This window comes from Cellulomonas chengniuliangii (genome assembly GCF_024508335.1).
Classification (GTDB): Bacteria; Actinomycetota; Actinomycetes; order Actinomycetales; family Cellulomonadaceae; genus Cellulomonas_A; species Cellulomonas_A chengniuliangii.
The window spans coordinates 37,873-61,258 of record NZ_CP101988.1; the positions used below are offsets into that span (position 1 = coordinate 37,873).

General features: G+C 73.3%; 25 protein-coding genes. 18 read left to right on the forward strand and 7 right to left on the reverse strand.

What is annotated here, in order from left to right:
- The 3 genes from NP064_RS00170 (at position 1) to NP064_RS00180 (ending at position 4,987) form a co-directional block, all read left to right on the forward strand.
- Positions 1 to 876 (forward strand): carbohydrate ABC transporter permease, encoded by an 876-nt coding sequence (locus NP064_RS00170; protein WP_372456345.1) that lies wholly within the window; start codon positions 1 to 3, stop codon positions 874 to 876.
- Between the two features lie 140 nt (positions 877 to 1,016).
- Positions 1,017 to 3,422: a beta-xylosidase/alpha-l-arabinosidase gene (locus tag NP064_RS00175; RefSeq protein ID WP_227568668.1), complete on the forward strand. Its 2,406-nt coding sequence runs from the start codon at positions 1,017 to 1,019 to the stop codon at positions 3,420 to 3,422.
- Positions 3,419 to 4,987, forward strand: a complete 1,569-nt coding sequence (locus NP064_RS00180) for a glycoside hydrolase family 43 protein (RefSeq protein WP_227568534.1) — start codon at positions 3,419 to 3,421, stop codon at positions 4,985 to 4,987. Before NP064_RS00175 ends, NP064_RS00180 begins: the two co-directional genes overlap by 4 nt.
- A gap of 37 nt (positions 4,988 to 5,024) precedes the next feature.
- On the opposite strand, the gene NP064_RS00185 is transcribed toward NP064_RS00180, so the two are convergent.
- Positions 5,025 to 5,561, reverse strand: a complete 537-nt coding sequence (locus tag NP064_RS00185) for a hypothetical protein (protein WP_227568533.1) — start codon at positions 5,559 to 5,561, stop codon at positions 5,025 to 5,027.
- A gap of 92 nt (positions 5,562 to 5,653) precedes the next feature.
- Here NP064_RS00185 and NP064_RS00190 point away from each other — a divergent pair, with 92 nt between their 5' ends.
- Positions 5,654 to 6,307 (forward strand): TMEM175 family protein, encoded by a 654-nt coding sequence (locus NP064_RS00190; protein WP_227568532.1) that lies wholly within the window; start codon positions 5,654 to 5,656, stop codon positions 6,305 to 6,307.
- Between the two features lie 135 nt (positions 6,308 to 6,442).
- Here the strand turns inward: NP064_RS00190 and NP064_RS00195 are convergent, their stop codons facing one another.
- From NP064_RS00195 to NP064_RS00205, 3 genes are all read right to left on the reverse strand, one after another.
- Positions 6,443 to 7,177, reverse strand: a complete 735-nt coding sequence (locus NP064_RS00195) for a hypothetical protein (RefSeq protein ID WP_227568531.1) — start codon at positions 7,175 to 7,177, stop codon at positions 6,443 to 6,445.
- Positions 7,174 to 7,536 (reverse strand): PadR family transcriptional regulator, encoded by a 363-nt coding sequence (locus NP064_RS00200; RefSeq protein ID WP_227568530.1) that lies wholly within the window; start codon positions 7,534 to 7,536, stop codon positions 7,174 to 7,176. The genes NP064_RS00195 and NP064_RS00200 overlap by 4 nt, the downstream gene beginning before the upstream one ends.
- A gap of 110 nt (positions 7,537 to 7,646) precedes the next feature.
- A complete protein-coding gene (locus NP064_RS00205) occupies positions 7,647 to 7,871 on the reverse strand; it encodes a DUF2249 domain-containing protein (RefSeq protein ID WP_227568529.1) in 225 nt (74 codons plus the stop codon).
- Positions 7,872 to 8,252: 381 nt separating this feature from the next.
- Between NP064_RS00205 and NP064_RS00210 the strand changes: the two genes are divergently transcribed.
- The 3 genes from NP064_RS00210 to NP064_RS00220 all read left to right on the forward strand — a co-directional run bounded on the left by NP064_RS00210 (position 8,253) and on the right by NP064_RS00220 (position 9,412).
- The gene (locus NP064_RS00210) at positions 8,253 to 8,705 is read left to right on the forward strand and encodes a VOC family protein (RefSeq protein ID WP_227568528.1); all 453 of its coding nucleotides are present in this window, start codon (positions 8,253 to 8,255) and stop codon (positions 8,703 to 8,705) included.
- Positions 8,706 to 8,784: 79 nt separating this feature from the next.
- Positions 8,785 to 9,063 (forward strand): hypothetical protein, encoded by a 279-nt coding sequence (locus NP064_RS00215; RefSeq protein WP_227568527.1) that lies wholly within the window; start codon positions 8,785 to 8,787, stop codon positions 9,061 to 9,063.
- An 88-nt stretch (positions 9,064 to 9,151) separates the two neighbouring features.
- Complete coding sequence (locus NP064_RS00220) at positions 9,152 to 9,412, forward strand: hexameric tyrosine-coordinated heme protein (RefSeq protein ID WP_227568526.1); 261 nt, start codon at positions 9,152 to 9,154, stop codon at positions 9,410 to 9,412.
- On the opposite strand, the gene NP064_RS00225 is transcribed toward NP064_RS00220, so the two are convergent.
- A complete protein-coding gene (locus NP064_RS00225; protein WP_227568525.1) occupies positions 9,397 to 10,902 on the reverse strand; it encodes an XRE family transcriptional regulator in 1,506 nt (501 codons plus the stop codon). The two genes, NP064_RS00220 and NP064_RS00225, sit on opposite strands and share 16 nt — an antisense overlap.
- A 137-nt stretch (positions 10,903 to 11,039) precedes the next feature.
- On the opposite strand from NP064_RS00225, the gene aceA reads away from it, so the two are divergent.
- The 4 genes from aceA to map all read left to right on the forward strand — a co-directional run bounded on the left by aceA (position 11,040) and on the right by map (position 16,087).
- Positions 11,040 to 12,365, forward strand: coding sequence for an isocitrate lyase (gene aceA / locus NP064_RS00230; protein WP_227568524.1), 1,326 nt, complete (start codon positions 11,040 to 11,042; stop codon positions 12,363 to 12,365).
- 84 nt (positions 12,366 to 12,449) lie between these two features.
- Positions 12,450 to 14,087, forward strand: a complete 1,638-nt coding sequence (gene aceB / locus NP064_RS00235; protein ID WP_227568523.1) for a malate synthase A — start codon at positions 12,450 to 12,452, stop codon at positions 14,085 to 14,087.
- A gap of 86 nt (positions 14,088 to 14,173) precedes the next feature.
- On the forward strand, positions 14,174 to 14,950 hold the full coding sequence (locus NP064_RS00240; protein ID WP_227568522.1) for an SDR family oxidoreductase: 777 nt from the start codon (positions 14,174 to 14,176) through the stop codon (positions 14,948 to 14,950).
- 369 nt (positions 14,951 to 15,319) lie between these two features.
- Positions 15,320 to 16,087 carry a type I methionyl aminopeptidase gene (gene map, locus NP064_RS00245; protein WP_227568521.1) on the forward strand — a complete coding sequence of 256 codons (768 nt, stop codon included), beginning with the start codon at positions 15,320 to 15,322 and terminating at the stop codon, positions 16,085 to 16,087.
- A gap of 43 nt (positions 16,088 to 16,130) precedes the next feature.
- Here the strand turns inward: map and NP064_RS00250 are convergent, their stop codons facing one another.
- Positions 16,131 to 16,367, reverse strand: coding sequence for a hypothetical protein (locus tag NP064_RS00250; protein ID WP_227568520.1), 237 nt, complete (start codon positions 16,365 to 16,367; stop codon positions 16,131 to 16,133).
- Positions 16,368 to 16,445: 78 nt separating this feature from the next.
- Positions 16,446 to 17,327 carry an NAD(P)H-binding protein gene (locus NP064_RS00255; RefSeq protein WP_227568519.1) on the reverse strand — a complete coding sequence of 294 codons (882 nt, stop codon included), beginning with the start codon at positions 17,325 to 17,327 and terminating at the stop codon, positions 16,446 to 16,448.
- 153 nt (positions 17,328 to 17,480) lie between these two features.
- Here NP064_RS00255 and NP064_RS00260 point away from each other — a divergent pair, with 153 nt between their 5' ends.
- The 7 genes from NP064_RS00260 (at position 17,481) to NP064_RS00290 (ending at position 23,378) form a co-directional block, all read left to right on the forward strand.
- Positions 17,481 to 18,008 (forward strand): low molecular weight protein-tyrosine-phosphatase, encoded by a 528-nt coding sequence (locus NP064_RS00260; RefSeq protein ID WP_227568667.1) that lies wholly within the window; start codon positions 17,481 to 17,483, stop codon positions 18,006 to 18,008.
- Positions 18,009 to 18,068: 60 nt separating this feature from the next.
- Positions 18,069 to 19,229: a pyridoxal phosphate-dependent aminotransferase gene (locus tag NP064_RS00265; RefSeq protein ID WP_227568518.1), complete on the forward strand. Its 1,161-nt coding sequence runs from the start codon at positions 18,069 to 18,071 to the stop codon at positions 19,227 to 19,229.
- 59 nt (positions 19,230 to 19,288) lie between these two features.
- Entirely contained in the window at positions 19,289 to 20,443 is a 1,155-nt protein-coding gene (locus NP064_RS00270) for a lactate/malate family dehydrogenase (protein ID WP_227568517.1), read from the forward strand.
- Positions 20,440 to 20,895 carry an ACT domain-containing protein gene (locus NP064_RS00275; protein WP_227568516.1) on the forward strand — a complete coding sequence of 152 codons (456 nt, stop codon included), beginning with the start codon at positions 20,440 to 20,442 and terminating at the stop codon, positions 20,893 to 20,895. Before NP064_RS00270 ends, NP064_RS00275 begins: the two co-directional genes overlap by 4 nt.
- Before the next feature lie 90 nt (positions 20,896 to 20,985).
- On the forward strand, positions 20,986 to 22,293 hold the full coding sequence (locus NP064_RS00280) for a sensor histidine kinase (protein WP_227568515.1): 1,308 nt from the start codon (positions 20,986 to 20,988) through the stop codon (positions 22,291 to 22,293).
- On the forward strand, positions 22,290 to 22,955 hold the full coding sequence (locus tag NP064_RS00285; protein WP_227568514.1) for a response regulator transcription factor: 666 nt from the start codon (positions 22,290 to 22,292) through the stop codon (positions 22,953 to 22,955). Before NP064_RS00280 ends, NP064_RS00285 begins: the two co-directional genes overlap by 4 nt.
- Before the next feature lie 120 nt (positions 22,956 to 23,075).
- Positions 23,076 to 23,378 carry an SHOCT domain-containing protein gene (locus NP064_RS00290; protein WP_256813722.1) on the forward strand — a complete coding sequence of 101 codons (303 nt, stop codon included), beginning with the start codon at positions 23,076 to 23,078 and terminating at the stop codon, positions 23,376 to 23,378.
- Positions 23,379 to 23,386 lie beyond the last annotated feature (8 nt).

The window sequence follows — 23,386 nt, forward strand, 5'->3', positions numbered from 1 at the left end:
ATGACAGCACCCCTCACCGCGACCACCCCCCGGACGCGCAAGAACAAGAACAAGTCGAAGATCGGCGCCGCCGGCCCGATGACCTACGTCATCGCGTACGCGTTCGTCGGCATCTGCATCGCACCGGTGCTGTACATCATCATCGGCGGGTTCCGGACGAACGCGCAGATCACGTCCGACCCGTCGGGCTTCCCCAGCCCGTGGCGGATCTCCAACTACGTCGACGTGCTCTCGAGCCCGATGTTCTGGCAGCAGATCGGCAACTCGGCGATCTCGGCGATCTGCACCACGATCGGCGTGGTCGTGCTGGGCGTGATGGCCAGCTACGTGCTCGCCCGCTACACCTTCGTGGGCCGCGGCGCGATGTACTCGCTGTTCGCGGCGGGCCTGATGTTCCCGATGACCGTGGCCATCACGCCGCTGTACATCCTCATCAAGAACCTGGGCCTGACGAACAGCCTGGCGGGCATCATCCTGCCGCAGATCGCCTTCGCCCTGCCGACCACGGTCATCATCCTGGTGCCGTTCCTGCGGGCCATCCCCAAGGAGCTCGAGGAGGCCGCGGCGATCGACGGCACGAGCCGGCTCGGGTTCTTCTTCCGGATGGTCGTCCCGCTGTCGGTCCCGGGCGTGGTGACCACCGGCATCCTGGCGTTCATCGGAGCCTGGAACAGCTACATGCTGCCGCTGTTCGTCTTGAACAACGAGGCGTCGTACACGCTGCCGCTCGGGGTGCAGGCCTTCGCGTCGCAGTACTCGGTCGACACCGCCCGGGTGCTCGCCTTCACGGCCCTGTCCATGATCCCGGCGCTGATCTTCTTCTCGCTCTTCGAGCGGAGGATCGTCGGCGGTCTCACCGGAGCAGTCAAGGGCTGACACCCGCACCACCCGCACCACCCGCACCACCCGCACCACCGTGGCCCCGCCATCCCGCCGTGGCGGGGCCACGCCTTTGCCCATGCGTTTCATCGAGGAGATGCCCCGTGTCCGTCGTTCCTGAAGCCGTCGTCCCCGCGATGCCCGAGGTGTCAGAACGGGTGGCCGCCCTGCACGCGCAGATGACGCTCGAGGAGAAGCTCGCCCAGATCGTGGGCTACTGGCTGGACCAGGGCGGCAAGGTCGTCGCCCCGATGCAGGGCGAGATGGCCGCCGGCCAGAAGGGCTCGGGCGAGGTCGCCGAGGTCACCCGGAACGGGCTGGGCCACTTCACCCGGGTCTACGGCACGCGACCGGTCGAGCCCACCGAGCGTGCGGCGTGGCTGTGGAACGAGCAGCGCCGGCTCAAGCGGGAGACGCGGCTCGGCATCCCCGCGCTCGTGCACGAGGAGTGCCTGACGGGCCTCGCGGCGTGGAAGGCCGCCACGTTCCCCACCCCGCTGGCGTGGGGCGCCGCCTTCGACCCCGAGCTCGTCCACGAGATGGGCGAGGCGATCGGCGACTCGATGCGCCGCCTCGGCATCCACCAGGGCCTCGCGCCCGTGCTCGACGTGGTCCGCGACCCCCGCTGGGGCCGCGTCGAGGAGTGCATCGGCGAGGACCCGTACCTGGTCGGCACGGTCGGCACCGCGTACGTGCGCGGCCTCCAGGCCGCCGGGGTCCACGCCACCCTGAAGCACTTCGTCGGCTACTCCGCCTCCAAGTCCGGACGCAACCACGCGCCCGTGTCCGCTGGCCCCCGCGAGGTCGCGGACGTGCTGCTGCCCCCGTTCGAGATGGCGATCGTCGACGGCGGCGTGAAGTCCGTCATGAACTCGTACTCCGACGTCGACGGCGTGCCGATGGCCTCCAGCGTGGAGTACCTCACGGACGTGCTGCGCGGCCAGCTTGGGTTCGACGGGGTCGTCGTCGCCGACTACTTCGCCGTGGCGTTCCTCGAGGTCATGCAGGCCGTCGCGCAGGATCGCGGCGAGGCCGCGGCCCTGGCCCTCGAGGCCGGCATCGACATCGAGCTGCCCACGGGCGACGCGTACCTGGAGCCGCTCGCCGAGCGCATCCGGTCCGGCGAGTTCGACGAGGCGTACGTCGACCGGGCGGTGCTGCGCGCGCTGCGGCAGAAGGAGGAGCTCGGGCTGCTCGACGCCGACGCGTTCGAGGACGAGCCCCCGACGGAGATCGACCTCGACTCGCCGCGCCACCAGCAGATCGCCCGGCGCCTGGCCGAGGAGTCCCTGGTGCTGGTCGCGAACGACGGCGTGCTGCCGCTGAACCGGTGGGACGCGGCGCCGCGCCGCATCGCCGTGGTGGGCCCTAACGCCCACCGGGTCGAGGCGCTGCAGGGCTGCTACTCGTTCGCCAACCACGTGCTCGGCCAGTACCCCGACCACGAGATCGGCTTCGCCATCCCCACGGTGCTTGAGGGGTTCGGCGACGCGTTCGAGCGCGCCGGGCTGCCCGCGCCCGAGATCGCCTTCGCGGAGGGCTGCACGGTCGAGGGCACGGACACCTCCGGCTTCCAGGAGGCCGTCGACGCCGCGAACGCGGCCGATGTCACGGTCGTCGTCGTGGGCGACCAGGCGGGGCTGTTCGGGCGAGGCACGGTGGGCGAGGGCAACGACTGCGAGTCCCTCGATCTGCCCGGCGCCCAGCGCGAGCTCGTCGAGGCGCTCGTCGCCACCGGCAAGCCCGTGGTGATGGTGCTGATCACCGGCCGCCCGTACGCCATCGGCTGGGCGCTCGACGGCGCCGACCGCCGGCCCGCAGCGGTGCTGCAGGCGTTCTTCCCGGGCGAGGGCGGCGGCCTGGCCATCGCCGACGTGGTGACCGGCGCGGTCAACCCGTCCGGGCGCATGCCCGTGTCGATGCCGCGCTCGACGGGCGCGCAGCCGTTCTCCTACCTGCACCCCATCCTCGGCGGCCCTTCCGACGTGACGGCCACCGACTCCACGCCGCTGCGCCCCTTCGGGTTCGGGCTCTCCTACACGTCCTTCCGGTACTCGGACCTCACGGTCGACGGCGAGGTCGCCTCGGACGGCACGTTCGCCGCCGCGGTGACCGTGACCAACACCGGCGCCGTGGCCGGTTCGGAGACCGTGCAGCTCTACGGGCACGACGTGGTCGCGAGCGTCGCCCGCCCAGTGGTGCAGCTGCTCGGCTACACCCGGGTCCCGCTCGAGCCGGGCGCGTCCGCGCGGGTCACATTCACTGTCCCCGCCACCAGGTTCGCGTTCACCGGTCGGAAGATGGACAAGATCGTGGAGCCCGGCGACGTCGAGGTGTGGGTGGGCTCGCACGCCACGGCGTCCTCCGCGGACGTCGCGGTGGACGAGTCGACCGGCGGCGCCATCGTCAGCGAGAAGCGGGCCGAGAAGCGCGAGATCCCCGGCACGGCCACTCCGCGGTCGATCGTGCGGGTCACCGGCGGGGTGCACCGCGTCACCACGGCCGACCCGCGCCTGGTGCAGGTGGAGGTGTCGGCGCTGTGACCGTGGTCCAGAACCCGGTGCTGCCGGGCTGCTACCCCGACCCGTCCATCTGCCGGGTTGGCGACGACTTCTACCTCGTGACGTCGACGTTCGAGTACGTCCCCGGGCTGCCGGTGTTCCGCAGCAAGGACTTGGCGAGCTGGGAGCAGATCGGCCACGTCGTCGACCGGCCGGGCCAGCTCGACTACGACGGCATCGAGTCCTCGGGCGGGCTCTACGCCCCGACACTGCGCCACCACGACGGCGTGTTCTGGCTGGTGTGCACCTTGGTGGACCAGCAGGACGACTCCCGCGGCGGCAACTTCTTGATGACAGCCACCGACCCCGCCGGGCCGTGGTCCGACCCGGTGTGGCTCGGCGAGTCCGGCATCGACCCGTCGCTCTTCTTCGACGACGACGGCCGCGTCTGGGTGCACGGCACGCGCCTGGTCGAGGAGCCGGAGTGGTTCCACCAGACCGAGGTGTGGCTGCGCGAGCTCGACACTGAGACGATGCGGCTGACCGGCCCGGAGCACGTGCTCTGGACCGGCGCCGTGCGCGGCGCTGTGTGGGCCGAGGGTCCGCACCTGTACAAGGTCGACGGCACGTACTACCTGCTCGCCGCCGAGGGCGGCACCGAGATCCACCACGCGATCTCCGTCGCCCGCGCCGAGTCCGTCACCGGCCCGTACGTCGGCAACAAGGGCAACCCGATCCTCACGCACCGTCACCTGGGCCGTGGTGTCGACGTGGTCGGCGTGGGCCATGCCGACCTCGTCGAGGACCATGACGGCGGCTGGTGGGCTGTGCTGCTCGCCATGCGGCCGTACGGCGGCTACCACTACAACCTCGGCCGTGAGACGTTCCTCGTGCCTGTGACCTGGGAAGACGGCTGGCCCGTGTTCGCACCCGGGCAGGGCCGCGTCCCCGCGCAGGTCGAGGTCCCCACCCGAGGGGACGCCACACCGGGCATCGCCCAGGGCCACGAGAGCGGGGTGATCCGCCCCGGCGACCTGCGCTGGACGTCGCTGCGCCGCATGCCCGCCGAGCTCGCCACGCCCTCCGGCGACGGGTGGGACCTGCCGATCCGGCCGGCCACCCTCGCCGAGCCGCAGGCGCCCGCGTTCCTGGGGGTGCGGCAGCAGCATGTGGACGTCGACGTGCGCGCCACGCTCCGCGCCGACCTGGCCGCCGGCGAGGAGCTGGGCGTGGTGGTCCGCCAGTCTGAGAAGGACCACGTCCGGCTGTTCCTCGCCGGCGCCCCCGAGGGCGCTGACGCGCGCCGCTTCGTCGCGGTGCACCGCCGCGACGGGGTCGACACCGTGCTGGGCGAGGCCGTGCTTCCGGGCGACGTCGCGGAACCGGTCACCCTCACCGTGAGCGCCCGCGGGCAGGACTACGCCCTGTTGGTCGAGGCGCCTGGCGCCGAGCCGGTCACCGTCGCGGTGGCCGACGGCCGCACCCTCGACAGCGTCGCCACCGGCGGCTTCCTCGGGCTGTGGCTCGGCGTCTACGCCACCAGCAACGGCCGCCCGACGGCCACCACGGCGCACGTGGAGCGGTTCGAGTACCTGCCGGTGTCCTGAGCGCGGGCCGGCGCGTCGGGCACCCCGTCGCGCCGGCTCAGCCCCAGTCGCAGGCGATGGACCCCTCGGTGACGCCCTCCACCGGCTGGCCCCACAGCTCCGTGAAGGCCTGGGCGTCCTCGGCTGCTCTGAAGTACAGCGGCCAGCCCCAGAAGTCCCTCGCCGGGTCCAGCCCGAGCTGCTCGACGGAGCCGTCGAGGCAGGCGACGGGGATGGGGGAGGGCTCGTACCCGCGCTCGGCCAACTCCGCCTCGGACGGGAGCGCCGGAGCCGACCCCTCGTCCGGCCAGACGCCCAACCACACGGCCGAGACGGTGCCGAGCGAGGTCCTGAGGTCCGCCTCGCTGACGTCGGCCGGCCACGTGGCAGAGGGGGAGGCGACGGGCGGCGAGGCGGAGGCGTCGGTCCGCGCCGGGACGCTCGACGTCGGGGCGGGCGTGGCATCGGCGTCATCGGTGGAACCCCGCTGTGCGAGGGCCAGGGCCCCGACGAGCACGGCGACGAGCACTGCGGCCCCTGTCCCCGCGAAGAGAGCGGCACGTCCAGCGCGGCGGCGGGAGTCGGTTGAGGGCATGGTGGCAGTGTGCCCGATCCCGCACCACCGGGGGGGAGGCCTCGCTGGACGGCTGAGCGATTCCTAGGCTGGAGCCGACGCAGGGGGCGCCGATGGTAGTGATCCGCACAGACCGAGGCCTGGACCGACTCGTCAACTTCACCGACGCGGCGGTCGCGATCGCGATCACGCTGCTCGTGCTGCCGCTCATCGACCTGGTCACGGATGACGAGGAGCACTCGGTGTCCTCGCTCCTGGCGGAGGGTGAGACGTTCCTCGCCTTCGGCATCAGCTACGTCGTGATCGCGAGCTTCTGGCAGGGGCATCACCGGGTCTTCGAGTACCTGCGCGACTACTCGCGGGCGATGCTGTGGGCTAACTTCCTGTGGCTCGCGAGCATCGTGCTCATCCCGTTCACCACGCAACTCCTGGCCGACCAGGGCACGAACGACCCCGCGGTCAACGCCCTGTACATCTCCACGATGGTCGTCACCACCGGCAGCCTGCTGCTCATCGAGTGGTTGGCGGTGCGCGACCCCCAGCTCCAGCGCCCGGAGGTCCGCGGCGCCCTCGAGCTCCGCGGCGCCGCCCTGGCGCTGGTCCTGCTGCTGATCGCGCTCGTGCTGGCCGTCGTCGCACCCGGCGTGGGCATGTTCTGGCTGTTCCTGCTCTTCCTGTCCGGCCCGCTCGACCGGCTCGCGCGACGGCGCCGCAGGCGGAGGGACGCGGTCCCGGCCTCGAGAGGCGGCGCCGACGATTCCCGGTGACGGGCGGCGCCCTGTGCGGGGGATGCGAGCCGGGCGTGGATCCCGACGCGCCACCTCTGCGTCATCACTCGCGGAGCAGTGCTCCCGTTCGCACCAATGAACCGCCAGCCAGCCGCTCCGTGGCGCGGGGGTCGGTCAGCGGAGCGCGGCGGCGAGAGCGAACAGGAGAGCCGCAGGCGCGGTCATGATCGGAATGATCCAGGTCGCGATCTTGGCGCTGCGGGCGTTCTTGCGGTGGACGTCCTCCGGGTCGTCGAACGGGCCCGCGACCACGTCCGCGTCGACGGCGACGCCGCTGAGGGTCTCCCAGATGCTCGGCGCCAGAACCAGAACGAGGCCGACAGCCAGCATCGGCTCTGCCGGGATCTCCACCAGGGGCTGGTCGAGCAGAAGGACGACGGCGACGTTGACGCCGAGCACGGGCAGCACGACGGCGAGCCCGAGCCAGAAGGAGCGGGCGGCGGTGGTGATCAGGCGGGTGACGGCGTCGATCATGCGGATCACGAGCACCGCGCCGACCAGCACGAGGGCCACGCTGACCACCTGACCAGCAGTGACGGTCGCGGCTCCGGCGGCCCAGCCGGACGCTGCCGCGAAGGTGGTGAGCATCCCGGTGACGGCGATGCCGATCCTCGCGAGCTGACCAGGGGCGACGGCAGGGCCCGCCACCGGACCAGGTGCGAGAGGCAGCGCCTGCGCGTACTCGCGGGCGTCGCCGAACGCCTCGGCGGCGGTGTCTCCCGACTCGGCGCAGTAAGACTCGACCTGCGCCAGCGCGTCGCCGATCTGCGCTCCGGCGGCGTCCCGCAGCCGCAGGGCCAGAATGAAGTCGTCCCGCCAGCGACGCGGAACGAGCTGCTCTTCGGTCACGGGGCGCCGCCCTCTCCGTCGGTGGCCACGGCTCCGGTGGCGATGGCATCGGTCAGTGCGGTGAAGGCCAGCCAGCGGTCAGTCTGCTCGGCCCGGGCTGCGGCGCCGGCCGAGGTCAGCTCGAAATACTTGCGGCCCGGGCCGCCGTCACCGGCGCGCCACTCGACGCTCACCAGCCCAGCCAGTTCGAGCCGTGCGAGCAGCGGGTAGAGGGTGCCTCCCTTGACCGTGCCGAGGCCGAGCTGCTCGAGTCGCGCGGTGATCGCGTAGCCGTAGGTGGGGCCGTCGGCCAGCACGGCGAGCACGCACACCTCGAGGGCGCCGCGAAGCCATTCGCTGGGCCACGGGGTCGACGGCATGGGTAGACAGTAGGTCTATCTATGTAGGTTGTCTATGTACTCGCGGCGGCCGGTCGCACGGCCAGCCGAGGTCGAGCGCCTGGCGAGGGGCGGGACGGCCGTGCCGCGTGCTACTCGGGCAGGCGGGTGACTCGCACGGCCCACGCCCCGAGGGTCTCGTCGAGCGGCTCAACGCCGAGCGCGCCCTTCGCGTCGGTGCGCAGCTTGGTGAGGAGCGGGGCCGGGTCGCCCGACGTCACCAGCACGATGCTTGACCCGACCGGGACAGAGCTGAACACCCCGAGGGCCGTCGACGAGCGGATGCCGAGGGGCACCGCGCGCACGTCGAGGACCATCTCCTCGGTGGCATGGTCCGGGTCCGTCGGGGCCGAGTCGCGCTCGCCGCACCCGCACCCACCGCCACCGTTGCGGCGGCCACCCCCTCCGCCTCCGCAACCACCGCCTGAGCGGGCCGGCTCACCGGGACGCGAGAGGGGGACGATCGGCAGGGACAAGGGCTGGGGGGACATCTGCTGCTCCGGGTTGTCTTCGACCTGCCCGCGGTGCGGACCCTCGCCAGCATCCTCGTGCAACCTGAGTGCCGGGTGGGACCTTGGGCCTCAGCCGACGAGGCCTCGGCGTGCGTCCGCAGGGGCCGTCGCGCCGAGGAGGACGGGACCGGGGCCGGGAGGGGCGCAGTGCAGGACGAATGCTCTGGAACGCGGCACTCTGGTCCCATGAGCGCAGACGAGAACGAGACGCAGACCCCTCCTCCAGGCCACCGGCCGGCGCCGGGCGTGTGGCCCACGCTGAGCTACCGGGACGCCGATGCCGCGATCTCCTACCTCGCCGACGTGGTCGGGTTCGTGGTCAGCGAGGTGCACCGGGGCGACCCGGACCGCCCCGTGGAGCACGCGGAGCTGCTGTGGCCGTTCGGCGGCGGCATCATGCTCGGGACCGACCAGCCGGATGGTCGCTGGTCGGGCGCCGTCGGCGGGCCGGGGACGTCCACCGCGTATCTCGCCGCCCCGGTGTCCGTGGTCGCCGACGTGGCGGGCAGGGTCGCGGGGGCCGGGTGGACCATCAGCCAGCCGCTCGCCGACACCGGCTACGGAGCGGTGGGGTTCACGTTCCTCGACCCCGAGGGCAACGCCTGGAACCTGGGCACCTACCTCGGCTCGGGATTCTGACCGAGGCGCTCGCGGGCCGCTGACCCGGAGGCCCGCGCCGGTGCGGGGCGCCGCCGGGTCTGACTGGCATGCTGGGCCGATGCCCCCCACCGCGCCGCGCACCGGACCTGAGTCGCAAGCCCCCGATGAGGAGACCTCGACTGGCGGATTCGCGGCGCCGGGAAGCCGCTGGTGGTGGACGGGCGCCTACCGCGGCGTACTGGGGGCGCTCGTCGTGGGTTTCCAGGCGCCGGAGATCATGTCCGGCGAGGCCCACGTCATGAACTGGCTGGTCGGCGCGCTGGGCGCCGCGGCCGCCGTCTGGGGCGTCGTCCTCGTGGTGCAGTCGTACCGCGCACAGGCCGCCGGCCAGGGCTGACCGGCCCGGCCGCCCACCGTCTCCACGCGGCTTCGTAGGCCGTGACGCTGGGCGCGACACCCGCCTGGTCGAGGGTCACGATGGAGAGATGACTCCTCCAGTGGCCACACCCGAGAAGGTCGTCAAGGTCCCCGGCAACACTCTGTTGACGGCCACACCTGAGGAGGGTCGGGCGCTCGCCTTCGAGCTCGCCTACCGCTCCGTCCAGGTGATCCAGCCTGACCCCGCCGCGCTCGACCGCGGCCGGCCCGTCTACGCCAACGACCCCGCCGCGCTGATCGCCGCGTCCCAGGTGGTGGCGACGGAGTTCGCCACGATCGCCGCCGCGAACAACTACTGGCGGCCCTGAGCCTCGGCGCCGTCCGCCCCCGGGGCCGCGGCCGCGGGCGCGTGCCGGTCGAGGAACTGGTACACCTCCGTGGAGTCGACCCCCGGGAACACCCCGGAGGGCAGCGCGGCGAGCATGCTCGCGTGCGGGCGGGCGCTCGGCCAAGACTTCTCGGCCCATCGAAGCGTCAGCGCCTCGGGTGGCTGGCGGCAGCACGCCGGGTCTGGGCACCGCGACACCGCGCGCTCGGTGGTCTCCCGGCCCCGGAACCAGCGCACGTGCTGGAACGGCACCCCCACGGACACCGAGAACTCACCCTCGGGCGATCCCTGCACCCGTGACGTGCACCAGTACGTGCCCGACGACGTGTCGGTGTACTGGTAGTACGGGCTGAACCGGTCGGGGATGGCGAACACGGCCCACGCGGTCCACTTCTTGCACACCGGCTGGCCCTCGATGGCGCCCAGCGGGTCGGACGGGAAACGCACCCCGTCGTTCTCATAGGCCTTGTAGAGGGTGCCGCCCTCGTGCACCTTCATGAAGTGCACGGGCACATCGAGGTGCCGGGTCGCGAGGTTGGTGAAGCGGTGCGCGGCCGTCTCGTAGGTGACCGCGAAGGCGTCTCGCAGATCCTCGATGGAGATCCGGCGCTCCGCCTTGGCCTCGCGCAGCAGCGCCACGGCGCCGTCCTCGGGGAGCATCAGCGCCGCCGCGAGATAGTTCGCCTCGACCCGCTGGCGAAGGAAGTCGCCGTAGTCGCGCGGCTCGGAGTGCCCCAGCACGTGGCTGGCCAGCGCCTGCAGCAGCGGCGACCTGGGGTCGCTCGTCGACGTGAGCCCGTGCGGCAGGTAGATGCGCCCGTGCGCCAGGTCGGTCACCGACCGGGTGGAGTGTGGCAGGTCGTGCACGTAGTGGAGCGCGAAGCCCAGGTGGCCGGCGATGTCCGCGGTGGCACGCTGCGACAGCGGGCCGCCCTGGTGGTCGATGGCGCCCAGCAGCCGTCGCGCGTGGTCCTCGAGCTCGGGGAAGTAGTTGTCCTGGGCGCGCATGGTGTCGCGCAGCTCGGCGTTGGCGCGGCGCGCCTCCTCGGGGGTGGCGGCCTTCTCGGTGAGGAGCCGCTGGACCTCGGCCTGCAGGCGCACGAGGGCCTCGAGGGCGTCGCTCGGCAACGACCGGCCGACCTTGACCGTGGGCACGTGCAGCGACGCGAACAGGGGGCCGCGCTGAGCCCGCTCGAGCTCGACCTCGAGGGCGGCGCGACGGGTGGGCGGCTCGTCGCGCAGCAGCTCGGCGAGCGGGACGCCCAGGGCGGTGGCCACCTGCTGCAGCAGCGAGAGCTTGGGCTCGCGGTGGCCGTTCTCGAGCATGGACACCTGGGACGCGGCGCGCCCGATCGCGGCGCCGAGCTCGTCGAGGGTGAGCCCGCGCAGGGTGCGCAGATGGCGGATCCGACGGCCCAGGACGAGTGTGTCGAGCCCGTCCTCGGTGGCCTGCGGCGGCGTCGTCGTCATCGCTCCACGGTCCCAGGCGCCCTCCGCTTCTGTCGAGCAGAAGTATCCCGATTCTTCTGCTTCATCCGGCGGTGAAGACGGCTTGTCCTTCCCTGAAAGTGGAGTCAACGGCATCGACCGAACTACCGGAGGACATCGTGAGCACCGAGACGACGACGACACGGACCGCGCCCGGCGACCAGACCCAGACCGCGGCGGATCTGGCGCGCGAATGGGAGACCGACCCCCGCTGGGCCGGCATCCGCCGCGACCACACCGCCGAGGACGTCATCACGCTGCGCGGCTCGGTCCGCGAGGAGCACACGCTCGCCCGCAGGGGGGCCGAGCGGCTCTGGGACCTGCTGCACAGCCGCGAGTGGGTCCCGGCGCTGGGCGCCCTCACCGGCAACCAGGCCGTCCAGCAGGTCAAGGCCGGCCTCGAGGCCATCTACCTGTCCGGCTGGCAGGTCGCCGCCGACGCGAACCTCTCCGGCCAGACGTACCCCGACCAGAGCCTCTACCCGGCGAACTCGGTGCCCGCCGTGGTGCGCCGCATCAACAACGCCCTGCTCCGCGCCGACCAGGTCGAGTCCTCGGAGAACGGCGGCCAGCGCACCCGCGAGTGGCTCGCGCCGATCGTCGCCGACGCGGAGGCCGGGTTCGGCGGGCCGCTCAACGCCTACGAGCTCATGGCCTCGATGATCACCTCCGGCGCCGCCGGGGTGCACTGGGAGGACCAGCTCGCCGCCGAGAAGAAGTGCGGGCACCTGGGCGGCAAGGTCCTGGTCCCCACCAGCCAGCACGTGCGCACCCTGTCCGCCGCGCGCCTCGCCGCGGACGTCGCCGGCGTCCCGACGATCATCATCGCCCGCACCGACGCGCTCGCCGCGGACCTGCTCACCTCCGACGTGGACCCGCGCGACCAGGAGTTCCTCACCGGCGAGCGGACCGTCGAGGGGTACTTCCGGGTCCGTCCCGGCCTGGACGCCGTCGTCGCCCGCGCCCAGGCCTACGCCGACCACGCGGACCTGATCTGGGTCGAGACCTCGACCCCGGACATCGGCCTGGCGGCCGAGTTCGCCGAGCGGATCCACGCCACGCACCCCGGCAAGCTGCTGGCCTACAACTGCTCGCCGTCCTTCAACTGGCGCGCGGCCCTCGACGACACGCAGATCGCCCGGTTCCAGAAGGAGCTCGCGGGCCTCGGCTACGCGTTCCAGTTCATCACCCTGGCCGGCTTCCACGCGCTCAACCACTCGATGTTCTCGCTGGCCCGCGGCTACGCCGAGCACGGCATGACGGCCTACGTCGAGCTGCAGGAGGCCGAGTTCGCCTCCGAGGCCGCCGGCTACACCGCCACCCGCCACCAGCGCGAGGTCGGCACCGGCTACTTCGACAAGGTCGCCACGGCCCTCAACCCCGACAGCGCGACGCTCGCCCTGGCCGGGTCCACCGAGGCCGCGCAGTTCCACGCGGCGCACTGAGCCACGACTGCACTGACGCGCGACGCCCCGCGCCCCCGGGCGCCACCCAGCACGACCCCGAGCACGACCCGAGAGGAGCACGTCATGACCATCCTGGCCCCGGCCGCGAACCCGACGCTCGAGATCACCGGCCCCGCCGTCGTGGGCGGCGAGCAGGTCCTCACGCCGGAGGCCCTCGACTTCGTCGCCGCGCTGCACGCCCGGTTCGCCGGGCCCCGCCACGACCTGCTGCTCGCCCGCCAGCGTCGGCGTGAGCGGTTCGCCAACGGCCTGGACCCCGACTTCCGGCCCGAGACGGCGCACATCCGTGCCGACCCGACCTGGCGCGTCGCCGGCCCTGGGCCGGGCCTCGAGGACCGCCGGGTCGAGATCACCGGGCCGACCGACCGCAAGATGACCGTCAACGCCCTGAACTCGGGCGCCAAGGTGTGGCTCGCCGACCTGGAGGACGCCACGTCGCCCACCTGGGAGAACATCGTGGGCGGGCAGCACAGCCTGGCGAACGCGATCAGGGGCCGGGCTGACTTCACCGCCGAGGACGGCCGCGAGTACACGGTGGGGGAGACGACGCCCACCATCGTGATGCGCCCGCGCGGATGGCACCTGGCCGAGCGCCACGTGCAGCTGACCGACGGCGCCGGGCAGCGCTCCTCCGCGTCGGCGAGCCTGGTCGACGCCGGGCTGTACCTGTTCCACAACGCGCAGGCGCTGATCGACTCGGGGCGCGGCCCGTACCTGTACCTGCCGAAGCTCGAGGGGCACCTCGAGGCGCGGCTGTGGAACGAGGTGTTCCTGTTCACCGAGGACCGGCTCGGCATCCCGCGCGGCACGATCCGCGCGACGGTGCTCATCGAGACCATCACCGCGGCTTTCGAGATGGAGGAGATCCTCTACGAGCTGCGCGAGCACTGCGCAGGGCTCAACGCGGGCCGGTGGGACTACATCTTCAGCATCATCAAGAACTTCCGGTCCCGGGGCAGCCGGTTCGTGCTGCCCGACCGCGCCAAGGTCACGATGACGGTCCCGTTCATGCGCGCCTACACCGAGCTGCTCGTCGCGACCTGCCACCGGCGGGGGGCCCACGCCATCGGCGGCATGTCGGCGTTCATCCCCAACCGCCGCGACCCGGAGGTCACCGAGCGGGCGCTCGAGCAGGTCCGCGCCGACAAGGAGCGCGAGGCCGGCCAGGGCTACGACGGCACCTGGGTGGCCCATCCCGACCTGGTGCCCGTCGCGCGCGCCGTCTTCGACGAGGCCCTCGGCGAGCGGTCCGACCAGCGCCACCGGCTGCGCGAGGACGTGCGCGTCACCGCCGCCGAGCTGCTTGACGTCGCCTCGGCTGGAGGTGGCGAGCCGGGCGCGGTGACCGACGCCGGGCTCCGGGGGAACGTCTCGGTGGGCCTGCGGTATCTCGAGGCTTGGCTGCGCGGATCGGGGGCCGTCGCGATCGACAACCTCATGGAGGACGCCGCCACGGCGGAGATCTCCCGCTCGCAGATCTGGCAGTGGACGCACCAGGGCGTCGTCACCGCCGAGGGGACCGCCGTCACCCGCGGCCACGTCACCGAGGTGCTGCGCGACGTCATCGGCTCGCTCCCGCGCTTCGAGGGAGACCGGTACGACGACGCCGCCGACCTGTTCGAGCAGGTGGCGCTCGCGGACGAGTACCCCACGTTCCTCACGGTCCCGGCGTACACGCAGTTCCTCGTCGCACGGCCGTGATCCCGCGGGCGTGACCGCCGGCGCCGCGGGATGGCTGGCGCCGTCCCCCGATGGTGGGGACGGCGCCACGCGGCCAGGATGAGGGCATGGCCGACATCCGCCCCGTCCTGGTCACCGGTGGAACCGGGAATCTCGGCCGCGCGGTGGTCCGCACGCTGGTCGACGCCGCGGTGCCCACCCGGGTGCTGAGCCGCCGGCCCGCGTCGCCGCACGTCCCGGAGCCGGTGCAGTGGGCCATCGGCGACCTGCTCACCGGCGAGGGCCTGGACGACGCGCTCGCGGACGTGTCGGCGGTGGTCAACTGCGCCACCGACCCCCGCCAGCGGCGCGACGTCGAGGCGACCACCCGGCTGCTGATCGCGGCCCGGGCGGCGCGGGTCCCGCACCTGGTGCACATCTCTATCGTCGGCGTCGACACGGTGCCGTACCCCTACTACGCGGTGAAGCGGCAGGTCGAGGACCTCATCGAGCACGGCGGAGTGCCGTGGACGATCCTGCGGGCCACCCAGTTCCACGACTTCGTGGACACGGTGCTGGGCATGCTCACCGTCGGGCCGGTGACCGTGATCCCGGCGGGGATGCAGGACCAGCCCGTGGACGTGCGCGAGGTCGCCGCCCGACTGGTCGAGCTCGCGGCTGCCGGGCCGTCGGGCCGGGCCACGGACATGGGCGGCCCCGAGGTGCTGGAGCTCGCCGAGCTCGTCCGTCAGCGCGACGCGGCGCTCGGGCGGCGTGGCGTGGTGTGGGCGGCGCCCCTGCCGGGGGCCACCGCGGCCGCGTTCCGTGCGGGCGGCCACCTGACGCCAGAGCACGCCGACGGCCGGATCACCTACGCGCAGCACCTCGCGCGGCGCAGGGCGTGAACTTCTCGGAAAAACCTCTGGACCATCCCAGGCGCCAGTCGTAGCGTCGAGTCACACGGGAGAGGAGGTGGTCCTGAAGTGAATTCTCTTCGGACGCGTGAGGTGACTGTCCGCTAGTCGCCCGATCAGTCGGACGGATTGCTTGGTCCGCCCGCTGGCCCGCCGGTTCACCGGCCGGGCGGCGAGCGAATCTCCGGCAGTCACCGCAGCCCGTGGGAGCCGCGACCTCGTCCTTCGCGGCAGGGCCCCGTCAGGGGTTCCAGCCCACGGGCTGTTCCCTGCCCGGGAACGGCGCGGCCCGGAGGGGCGGATCGTCGGGCACGGGCGCTGGCGGTCTCCTCGCGCCGCGGAGAGCGAGAGGATGGGGTCATGCCTCAGCTCAAGACTCCCGCCGAGATCACCGCGATGCGCCCCGCGGGCAAGTTCGTCGCCCGCGTGCTCACGTCGCTGCGCGACGCCGCGAAGGTGGGCGTGAGCCTGCGCGACCTGGACTCCCATGCGCACCGGCTCATCGACGAGGCGGGCGCCCACTCGGTGTACCTCGGCTACCACCCGTCCTTCGGCGCGATCCCGTATCCCGGGGTGCTGTGCACGTCGGTCAACGACGCCGCCCTGCACGGCCTGCCCTCCGACTACGTGCTGGCGGACGGCGACGTGCTGAGCATCGACTTCGCGGCGCAGGTGCAGGGCTGGGTCGCGGACTCCGCGATCACGTTCCAGATCGGCACCCCGGACCCGGCGGCCACCGCGCTGATCGGGGCCACCGAGCGGGCCTTGGCGGCGGGGATCGCGGCGGCGCGCCCGGGCAATCGGATGGGCGACATCTCCGCGGCCATCGGCGCCGTGGGCAGGGCGGCCGGGTACGGCATCAACGCCGACTTCGGCGGCCACGGCGTCGGCCGCACGATGCACGAGGACCCGCACGTCCCCAACCTCGGGCGCCCGGGCAGCGGCATGCGGCTCAAGCCCGGCCTGGTGATCGCCATCGAGCCGTGGTTCATGGCAGGCGGTGACGAGTACGTCATCGACTCCGACGGGTGGACGATCCGCACCGCCGACGGGTCCCTCGCCGCCCACGCCGAGCACACCATCGCCATCACCAACCACGGCCCCGTGGTGCTGACCGCCCGCGACTGATCGGCGCGCCGGCGAGCCCGGCGCCCGGCGCGAGCGGCGTCTCTCAGGGCGTGTAGAAGCCCGGCGCGCTGCCGATGCTGGCCGCGGGGAGCGGGTACACGTGGTGCTCGAGCACCGAGCCGTCGGTGTCCTGGACCTCATGGGACCCGCCGAGCTCGATCGCGATCGCGCGGCCGGCGGCCCGTGCCGCGGCGAAGCTGCTGTGGGCCACTCCCTGGTGCAGCCCGTCGACCATGTTGCGCCACGTCGGCGCCTCGTAGACCGTGCGTACCTGGATCACTCGTGCCCCCCGGTCCGTGGGGACCGCGTCGTCCCCGGGCGTTCATCTTCACCCTCGTCCCACGTGTCCGCCACCGGGTCACGGGAGGCCGAGCAACCGCTCCCACGAGGCCGGGTTGGCGGCCAGCCACGCGGCGAAGGTCTGCGCGTGGTGGCCGGTGAGCCGCTGGACGGCGGAGGACACGACCTCGAGCTCGCCCGCCGCGATCGACGTGTACGAGGTGACCCACCCGTCGACCTCGAACTGCGGCGCGCCGAAGGAGGCACGGGAGGCGTAGGCCTCGTCGATCGTCTCGGGCGCGTAGGCGATGGACCGGCCGCTGGCGCGGGACATCTGGGCGGCTGCCTCCGCCAGGGAGATGGCCTCGGGGCCGGTGAGGTCGTACACCTGGTCGGTGTCGATGTCCGGGCGGGCGTCCAGCAGCACCGCGGCGGCGGCGTCTGCCACGTCGTCGTGCGCGACGCACCCGACCCTGCCGTCCCCAGCAGGCCCGCGGATCAGGCCGTCGTCGCCCACCAGCGCGGGCAGCATCGCGTCGTAGAGGTTGTCCCGCAGGAACGTGCTGCGCAGGCCGGTCTCGAGGATGTGCTGCTCGGTGGCCCAGTGGTCGCGCGCGAAGGTGAACGTCGCGTCGGGAGCGGCGCCCACGAACGAGACGTACACGATGCGGCTCACCCCGGCGGCCACCGCGCCGTCGATCGCCGAGGCATGCTGGGCGACCCGGTTGGGCGCCTCCCGTCCCGAGACCAGGAACAGCGTGTCGACGCCGCTCAGCGCGGCCCGCAGGGTCGCGGGGTGGTCGTACCCCTCGATCATCGCGATCTGCGCCCCGGGGAGGTCGGGAGCGTGCGCGGGGGAGCGGACCAGCAGCCGCTGCTCGGCGCCGGCGGCCGCCAGGCGCTCCGCGACCCGCCCGCCCAGCAGCCCACTCGCCCCGGTGATGCCGAAGACAGTCGCCATCTGCCGAAAGTACGCAACGTGCTCGGGGTGGGCCACCGGGCCAGGCGGCGACGAGCGGCGCGCGCCGCCGGGGGGCGAGGTCAGACGTCCGGCGGGCGTCACGTGAACTCCCGGGCGCGGCGGTGATCCGTCGGTGATGATGGACGCGTGAGCATCCCGTTCCGGATCATGACGGTCTGCACCGGCAACATCTGTCGGTCGCCCATGGCGGAGGTCGTGCTGCGGAAGCGGCTCGACGAAGCCGGCCTCGGCGGCAGGGTGGTGGTGGAGTCCACCGGCATCAGCGACGAGGAGCACGGGAACCCCATCGACCGCCGCGCCGCCGCCGTGCTGTCCGCCCACGGCTATGAGGCGCCGAACCGCCACGCCCGCCAGGTCAACGCCGCCGACCTGCGCGAACAGGACCTCGTCCTGGCGATGACCGCTGTGCACGAGCGGGCGCTGCGCAGGCTCGCCGGGGCCAGCGACGTCGCGCGCCGGATCCACCGCTACCGGGAGTTCGACCCGACCGTCTCGCCCCAGGCCCCCGACCGGGAGCTCGACGTGGCCGACCCCTGGTACGGCGACATGCGCGGGTTCGAGGAGTGCCTCGCGACGATCGAGGCGGCCGCCGGCGCCATCGTCGCCCACGTGCGCGACGAGGTCGCCGCGCGGACCGTCCCCACCGGACGCCCTGACTGAGATCCGCCCCGCTTCGCCCAGGCACTGGGGCCGGACCGCTGGGAGCGGCAGGATGGCGGCATGAAGGTCTCTCGCCGGTCCCAGGTCCCCGCGTTCGCCGTGATGGAGATCATCGCGGCCGCCAACGCCCGCCGAGCCGCCGGCCGGCCCGTCATCAACCTATGCGCCGGCGAGCCGTCCACCGGCGCCTCCGACGTGGTGCGGGACCGCGCCGAGCAGATGCTGCGGACCGGGAGCCTGGGCTACACCGAGTCGCTCGGCGCGCCCGCCCTGCGCGCCGAGATCGCCCGGCACTACGGCCGCTGGTACGGCCTCGACATCGACCCGGAGCAAGTCGCGGTCACCACCGGGTCCTCCGGCGGGTTCCTCGTGGCCTTTCTCGCGGCGTTCGACGTGGGGGACCGGGTCGCCCTGGCACGTCCCGGGTACCCGGCGTACAAGAACATCCTCACGTCGCTGGGCTGCGAGGTCGTCGAGCTGCCCTGCGGGCCGGCCACGCGCTACCAGCCGACCATCGCGCAGCTCGAGGCCCTCGACGAGCCGATCAGCGGGCTCGTCGTCGCCAGCCCCGCCAACCCCACCGGCACGATGATCGAGGCCGACGCCCTCGGCGAGCTCGCCACCTGGTGCGCGCACCACGGCGTCCGCCTGATCAGCGACGAGATCTACCACGGCATCACCTACGCCGAGGCACAGGTCGCCACCGCCGCGCAGTACCGCGACCAGGGCGCCGTGGTCGTCAACTCCTTCTCCAAGTACTGGGCGATGACGGGGTGGCGGCTCGGCTGGCTCGTGCTGCCGGACGACCTGCTGGCGCCCGCCGACGCGCTCGCCTCCAACGTGTCGCTGTGCCCGCCGGCGCTCGCCCAGCACGCCGGCATCGCCGCCTTCAGCCCCGAGGGCTATGCCGCCGCGCAGGTCAACGTCGACCGGTACGCCGCCGCCCGGTCGCTGCTGCTGTCCCGCCTGCCCGAGCTCGGCTGGACCCGCGTCGCCCCCGCCGACGGCGCGTTCTACCTGTACGCCGACATCTCCGACTCGGGGTTGGACGCGGTCACCTGGTGCGCGCGCCTGCTCGACGAGGCCGACGTCGCCCTCACCCCTGGCACGGACTTCGACGGGGTCGACGGGCACGACTGGGTGCGTCTGTCCTTCGCCTCGTCGGCCGAGGTGGTGTCCGAGGCCGTCGACCGGATCGTGGCGTGGCAGCGGAGCCTCTGACCACCGGCTCCGGCGCCGTCCGAAACGCCAGGTTTACGTGCGACCCCTAGTCTCCGAACATGGACGTAGCGGTGCTGGGGGCAGCCGGTGATGTCGGCCGACAGGTGTGCACGCAGCTCATCGAACGGCGAGTGCTCCCCACGTCGTCACGACTGCAGCTGGTCGGGCGGGCCGACGGGCCGTCCGCCCGGGCGACCCACGGTCTGCGCGCCGACCTGATCGACGCCTATGACGAGCACGCCCCGCTGCTCGATGTCGCGCTCCGCCCCGACGAGGTGGTCGCCGACGTCATCGTCCTCGCCGCGGGCCGGACCACCCCTGCCCAGCCCGGGGTCACGATGCCCCGCACCCAGCTCGCGGCCGACAACCTGCCGGTCTTCGAGGCCTACGCCCAGGCGCTCGCGGAGCACGGGTCGGGGCACGAGGTCGTGATCGTGGTGTCCAACCCCGTCGAGCTGGGGGTCGCCGTGATGGCCCGCGCGCTGGGCCGGCACCGGGTGATCGGCATGGGCGCCTGGCTCGACACACTGCGGTTCCGCCGCGAGCTGGCGGTGTCGCTCGGCCTGCGGCGCCACCGCATCGGCGGGTTCGTGGGAGGACAGCACGGCGAGGACCTGGTCCCGCTGTGGTCGACCGTGCGGATCAGCGGGCTCGACGTGGACGAGCGCCGCCAGGCGCTGGCTGGGCTGCGGCGCGGTCGGACCCTCGACACGTTCTCCGGCGAGGTCGCCCGCGCACAAGAGCTGCTCACGCAGGTCGCCGCCGACGATCCCGGGGCGGCCTTCGACCTGATCGGCTCCTGGCCCCCCGACCTGCGCGTCGTGGCCCGGCCCTGGATGACGCACACCAGCGGCGCGAAGACCGCGAACGGCACCGCCAACGCGACCGTCGGCCTCCTGGACACACTGCTCGACGGCCGAGACACCGTCGTCGCCGGGCAGGTGGCGCTCTGCGACGAGACCACCGTGGGCGGCGAGCCGCTCGACGGCGTGCTCGGGGTCCCGGTGGTGCTCGGGCCCGAGGGATGGACTCGCGTGCTGCTCGACGAGCCCGCGCCCGACGAGGTGCGGCGGCTGACCGCCTCCCGCGACCGCATCGACGCCACCCTCGCCCACGTCGGCTTGGGCCGCGCCGTCGGGGGCCCCGCGGCGGCCGCCGTCCCGACGCACGCCGCCGCGGGCGCCGGCTCCGCCATCGCCGGCGGCGTCTCGTGACCGCCGACCCGCGCTGGGTCGCGCTGGTGCGCGGCGCCGATCGCCCGGGCACGCTCACCGCGCTGACCAGCGTCTTCTCGACCCGAGGCGTCAGCTTCGACTCCCTGGCGACAGGCGCCGTGGACGGGGGCTCGGGGAGCATCGCCGTGACGTTCCACGCGTCCCTGCGCCGCCAGCAGCACCTGGTGCGCACCGTCGAACGGCTCACCGCCGTGCAGTCGGTGGTCGTCCGCCCGGCCTCCGACCCCCGCGTCCGTGCCGCCGGGGTGGTGCAGATGCCGCCCGGCGTCCCGTTCGCGCCGCCGCCCACGGTCGCGGTGCGGTGGTCCGGGGACGCCGCCGCCGGGCAGCCCGTGATCGTCGAGGGGTCGCTCGCCGACATCGGCGCCGTGGTGCTGCGGGCCCGCGAGCAGGGGGCGCTGGCCACCGCGACGGTGGTGCTGAGCGCCTGAGGGACGGTGACCGCAGTCCTCCGCAGGGAGGATGGCATTCGCTCCCGCTGGACGACGCCGTGGGCGACTCCCCGGCGTTAGCGTGGCGGCATGCCGTACCCGCGGTCATCCGACGAGCGTGCCTGGGGCCCGGCCGGCATGGCCGATGGGCCGTTCGGGCCGCCGTGGATGCGCGGCGGGCGCGATCCCGAACGCGCGCGCCGCCTGCGCGCAGTCGCGCTCACCGTTCCGGCCGCCGTGCTCGCAGTGCTCGTCACGGCGGGCAGCTCCGTCGCGGACCGGCTCTCGACGCACTCACGCCCGCTCGACGCCCTTGGGCACCTGCTGGTGCTCGTGGCGCCGGCGTGCCTGCCGATCGTCGGCCTGGGCCGCCGTGCGGGGGCGGTCGCGGGAGTCGTGGCCGCGCTGGGCGTGGGGGCCTACCTGCTGCTTGGGTACGCCGTCGGACCAGTCCTGGTGCCCTTGCTCGTCGTCGTGGTGGTGCTTGGTGGCGGCGGACGCCGCACGGTGTCGTGGACAGTCGCAGGACTCGGCATGACGGCGGTCGTCGCGCGCGGCCTGACCGACCCGGAGGTCCGGCCGACGTCGGTGGTGCTGTGGGCGACGGCGTTGCTCGTCGCCGGCGTGCTCGGCGAGGCTGCTCGGGGTCGCGGCGAACGCGTGCGAGCCGTGCAGGCCGCACGCGCGTCGCAGGCGGCGGCAGCGGCGACGGCCGAGCGCCTGCGGATCGCCCGCGAGCTGCACGACGTGATCGCGCACTCGCTGTCCGCGATCAGCGTCCAGGCCGGTGTCGGGCTGCACCTCATGGACGGCGAGCCGGAGCGGGCGCGTGAGGCGCTGCGGCACATCCGCTCGACGAGCGTCGAGGCCCTGGACGAGGTGCGGGAGGTCCTCGGCGTCCTGCGCGCCGAGGGGGAGGCGCCTCCCCGCGCGCCAGCCACGACCACGCTCGGTGACGCTGTGCCACGGCTGCTCGACGCCTCACGGGCCGCCGGCCTCACGGTGGAGGAGGACATCGACCCTGCCGTGCTGGCCGGCATCGGGCCGGACCGTGCCGCAGTGCTCGTGCGGGTGCTCCAGGAGGCGCTCACGAATGTGCGGCGGCATGCCGGGGAGGGCGCTCGCGTCGCCGTGCGGATCACGCAGGACGCGTCCGCCACCGCCCTCGAGGTGGCGGACGACGGCGGCGAGCGCGACCCGTCGACGCGCGACGGTGGAGCCGCTCCCGCTCCCGCTCCCGATCCCGATCCCGATCGCGGAGAGCGGGGCGCCGGCGGCGCAGGGCTCGGGCTCCGCGGGATGCGCGAGCGCGTCGAGGCCCTGGGCGGGGCTGTCGACGCGGGCCCGCGGGGCGCTGGATGGGCGGTCGTCGTCGAGCTGCCGCGGGGGGCGCCGTGATCCGCGTCGTGCTGGCTGACGACCAGCAGCTGGTTCGCGCCGGCCTGCGCGCACTGGTCGACGCCGAGCCTGGCCTCACGGTCGTCGGCGAGGCGGCCACGGGCGACGAGGCCGTCGCCGTCACCCTCGAGATGCTGCCCGACGTCGTCCTCATGGACATCCGGATGCCCGGGCTGGACGGCTTGGAGGCCACCCGGAGGATCGTCTCGGACCCTCGGGCCGGCGGTGTGCACGTCGTCGTCGTCACGACCTTCGAGCTCGACGAGTACGTGGCCGACGCCATTCGCCACGGCGCCAGCGGCTTCCTCGTCAAGGACACCGAGCCTGCCGAGCTGTTGCGGGCCGTGCGGGTCGCGGCGGCCGGGGAGGCGCTCCTGTCGCCCACGGTGACGCGTCGGCTCTTGGAGCGGGTGGCCCGGGCGACCCGGGACGCTCCGCCGTTACCGGGCCTCGACGACCTGACCGGGCGGGAGCGGGAGGTCGTCGTGCTCGTCGGCGAGGGACTGTCCAACGACGAGATCGGCGAGCGACTCTTCCTGTCCCCGCTCACGGTCAAGACGCATGTGCTGCGGGCGTGCGGGAAGCTCGGCGCCCGCGACCGCGCGCAGCTCGTCGTCGCGGCGTACGAGTCGGGCATCGTCCGCCCAGGGTGGGCGGTCTGACGCCGCCACTCCACGTGGAGCGGTCGAGACGGTCCGGCGGGACGACGACGCGGGGGTGGCCCGCCCGGGAGTGTGGACGTGCGGCCGACGCCCGGCCGCATCAGACCCTGGAGGATCCCCATGATGTCCACCCTGACCACACTGGCCGCCCACCCTGCCGCGTATGGCGGCTGGGGGCCTGGACCGTGGCTGCTGCTCATCCCGTTGTTCTGGATCGGCGTCGTGGTCGCGGTCGTCGCGTTCGCGGCATCGCGCCGCCGCCGCTGGGCTGCCGCGGGCTACGGCCCGCCGTGGGCTGGATCGCCGACCAGGTCGGCCACGTCGGTGCTCGCGGAGCGGTACGCGCGTGGCGAGATCGACGAGGCGGAGTACCGCGCACGGCTCGAGACGCTCCGGGCCACCGAACCCCGGCCGCAGCGCTGAGGGGCGTG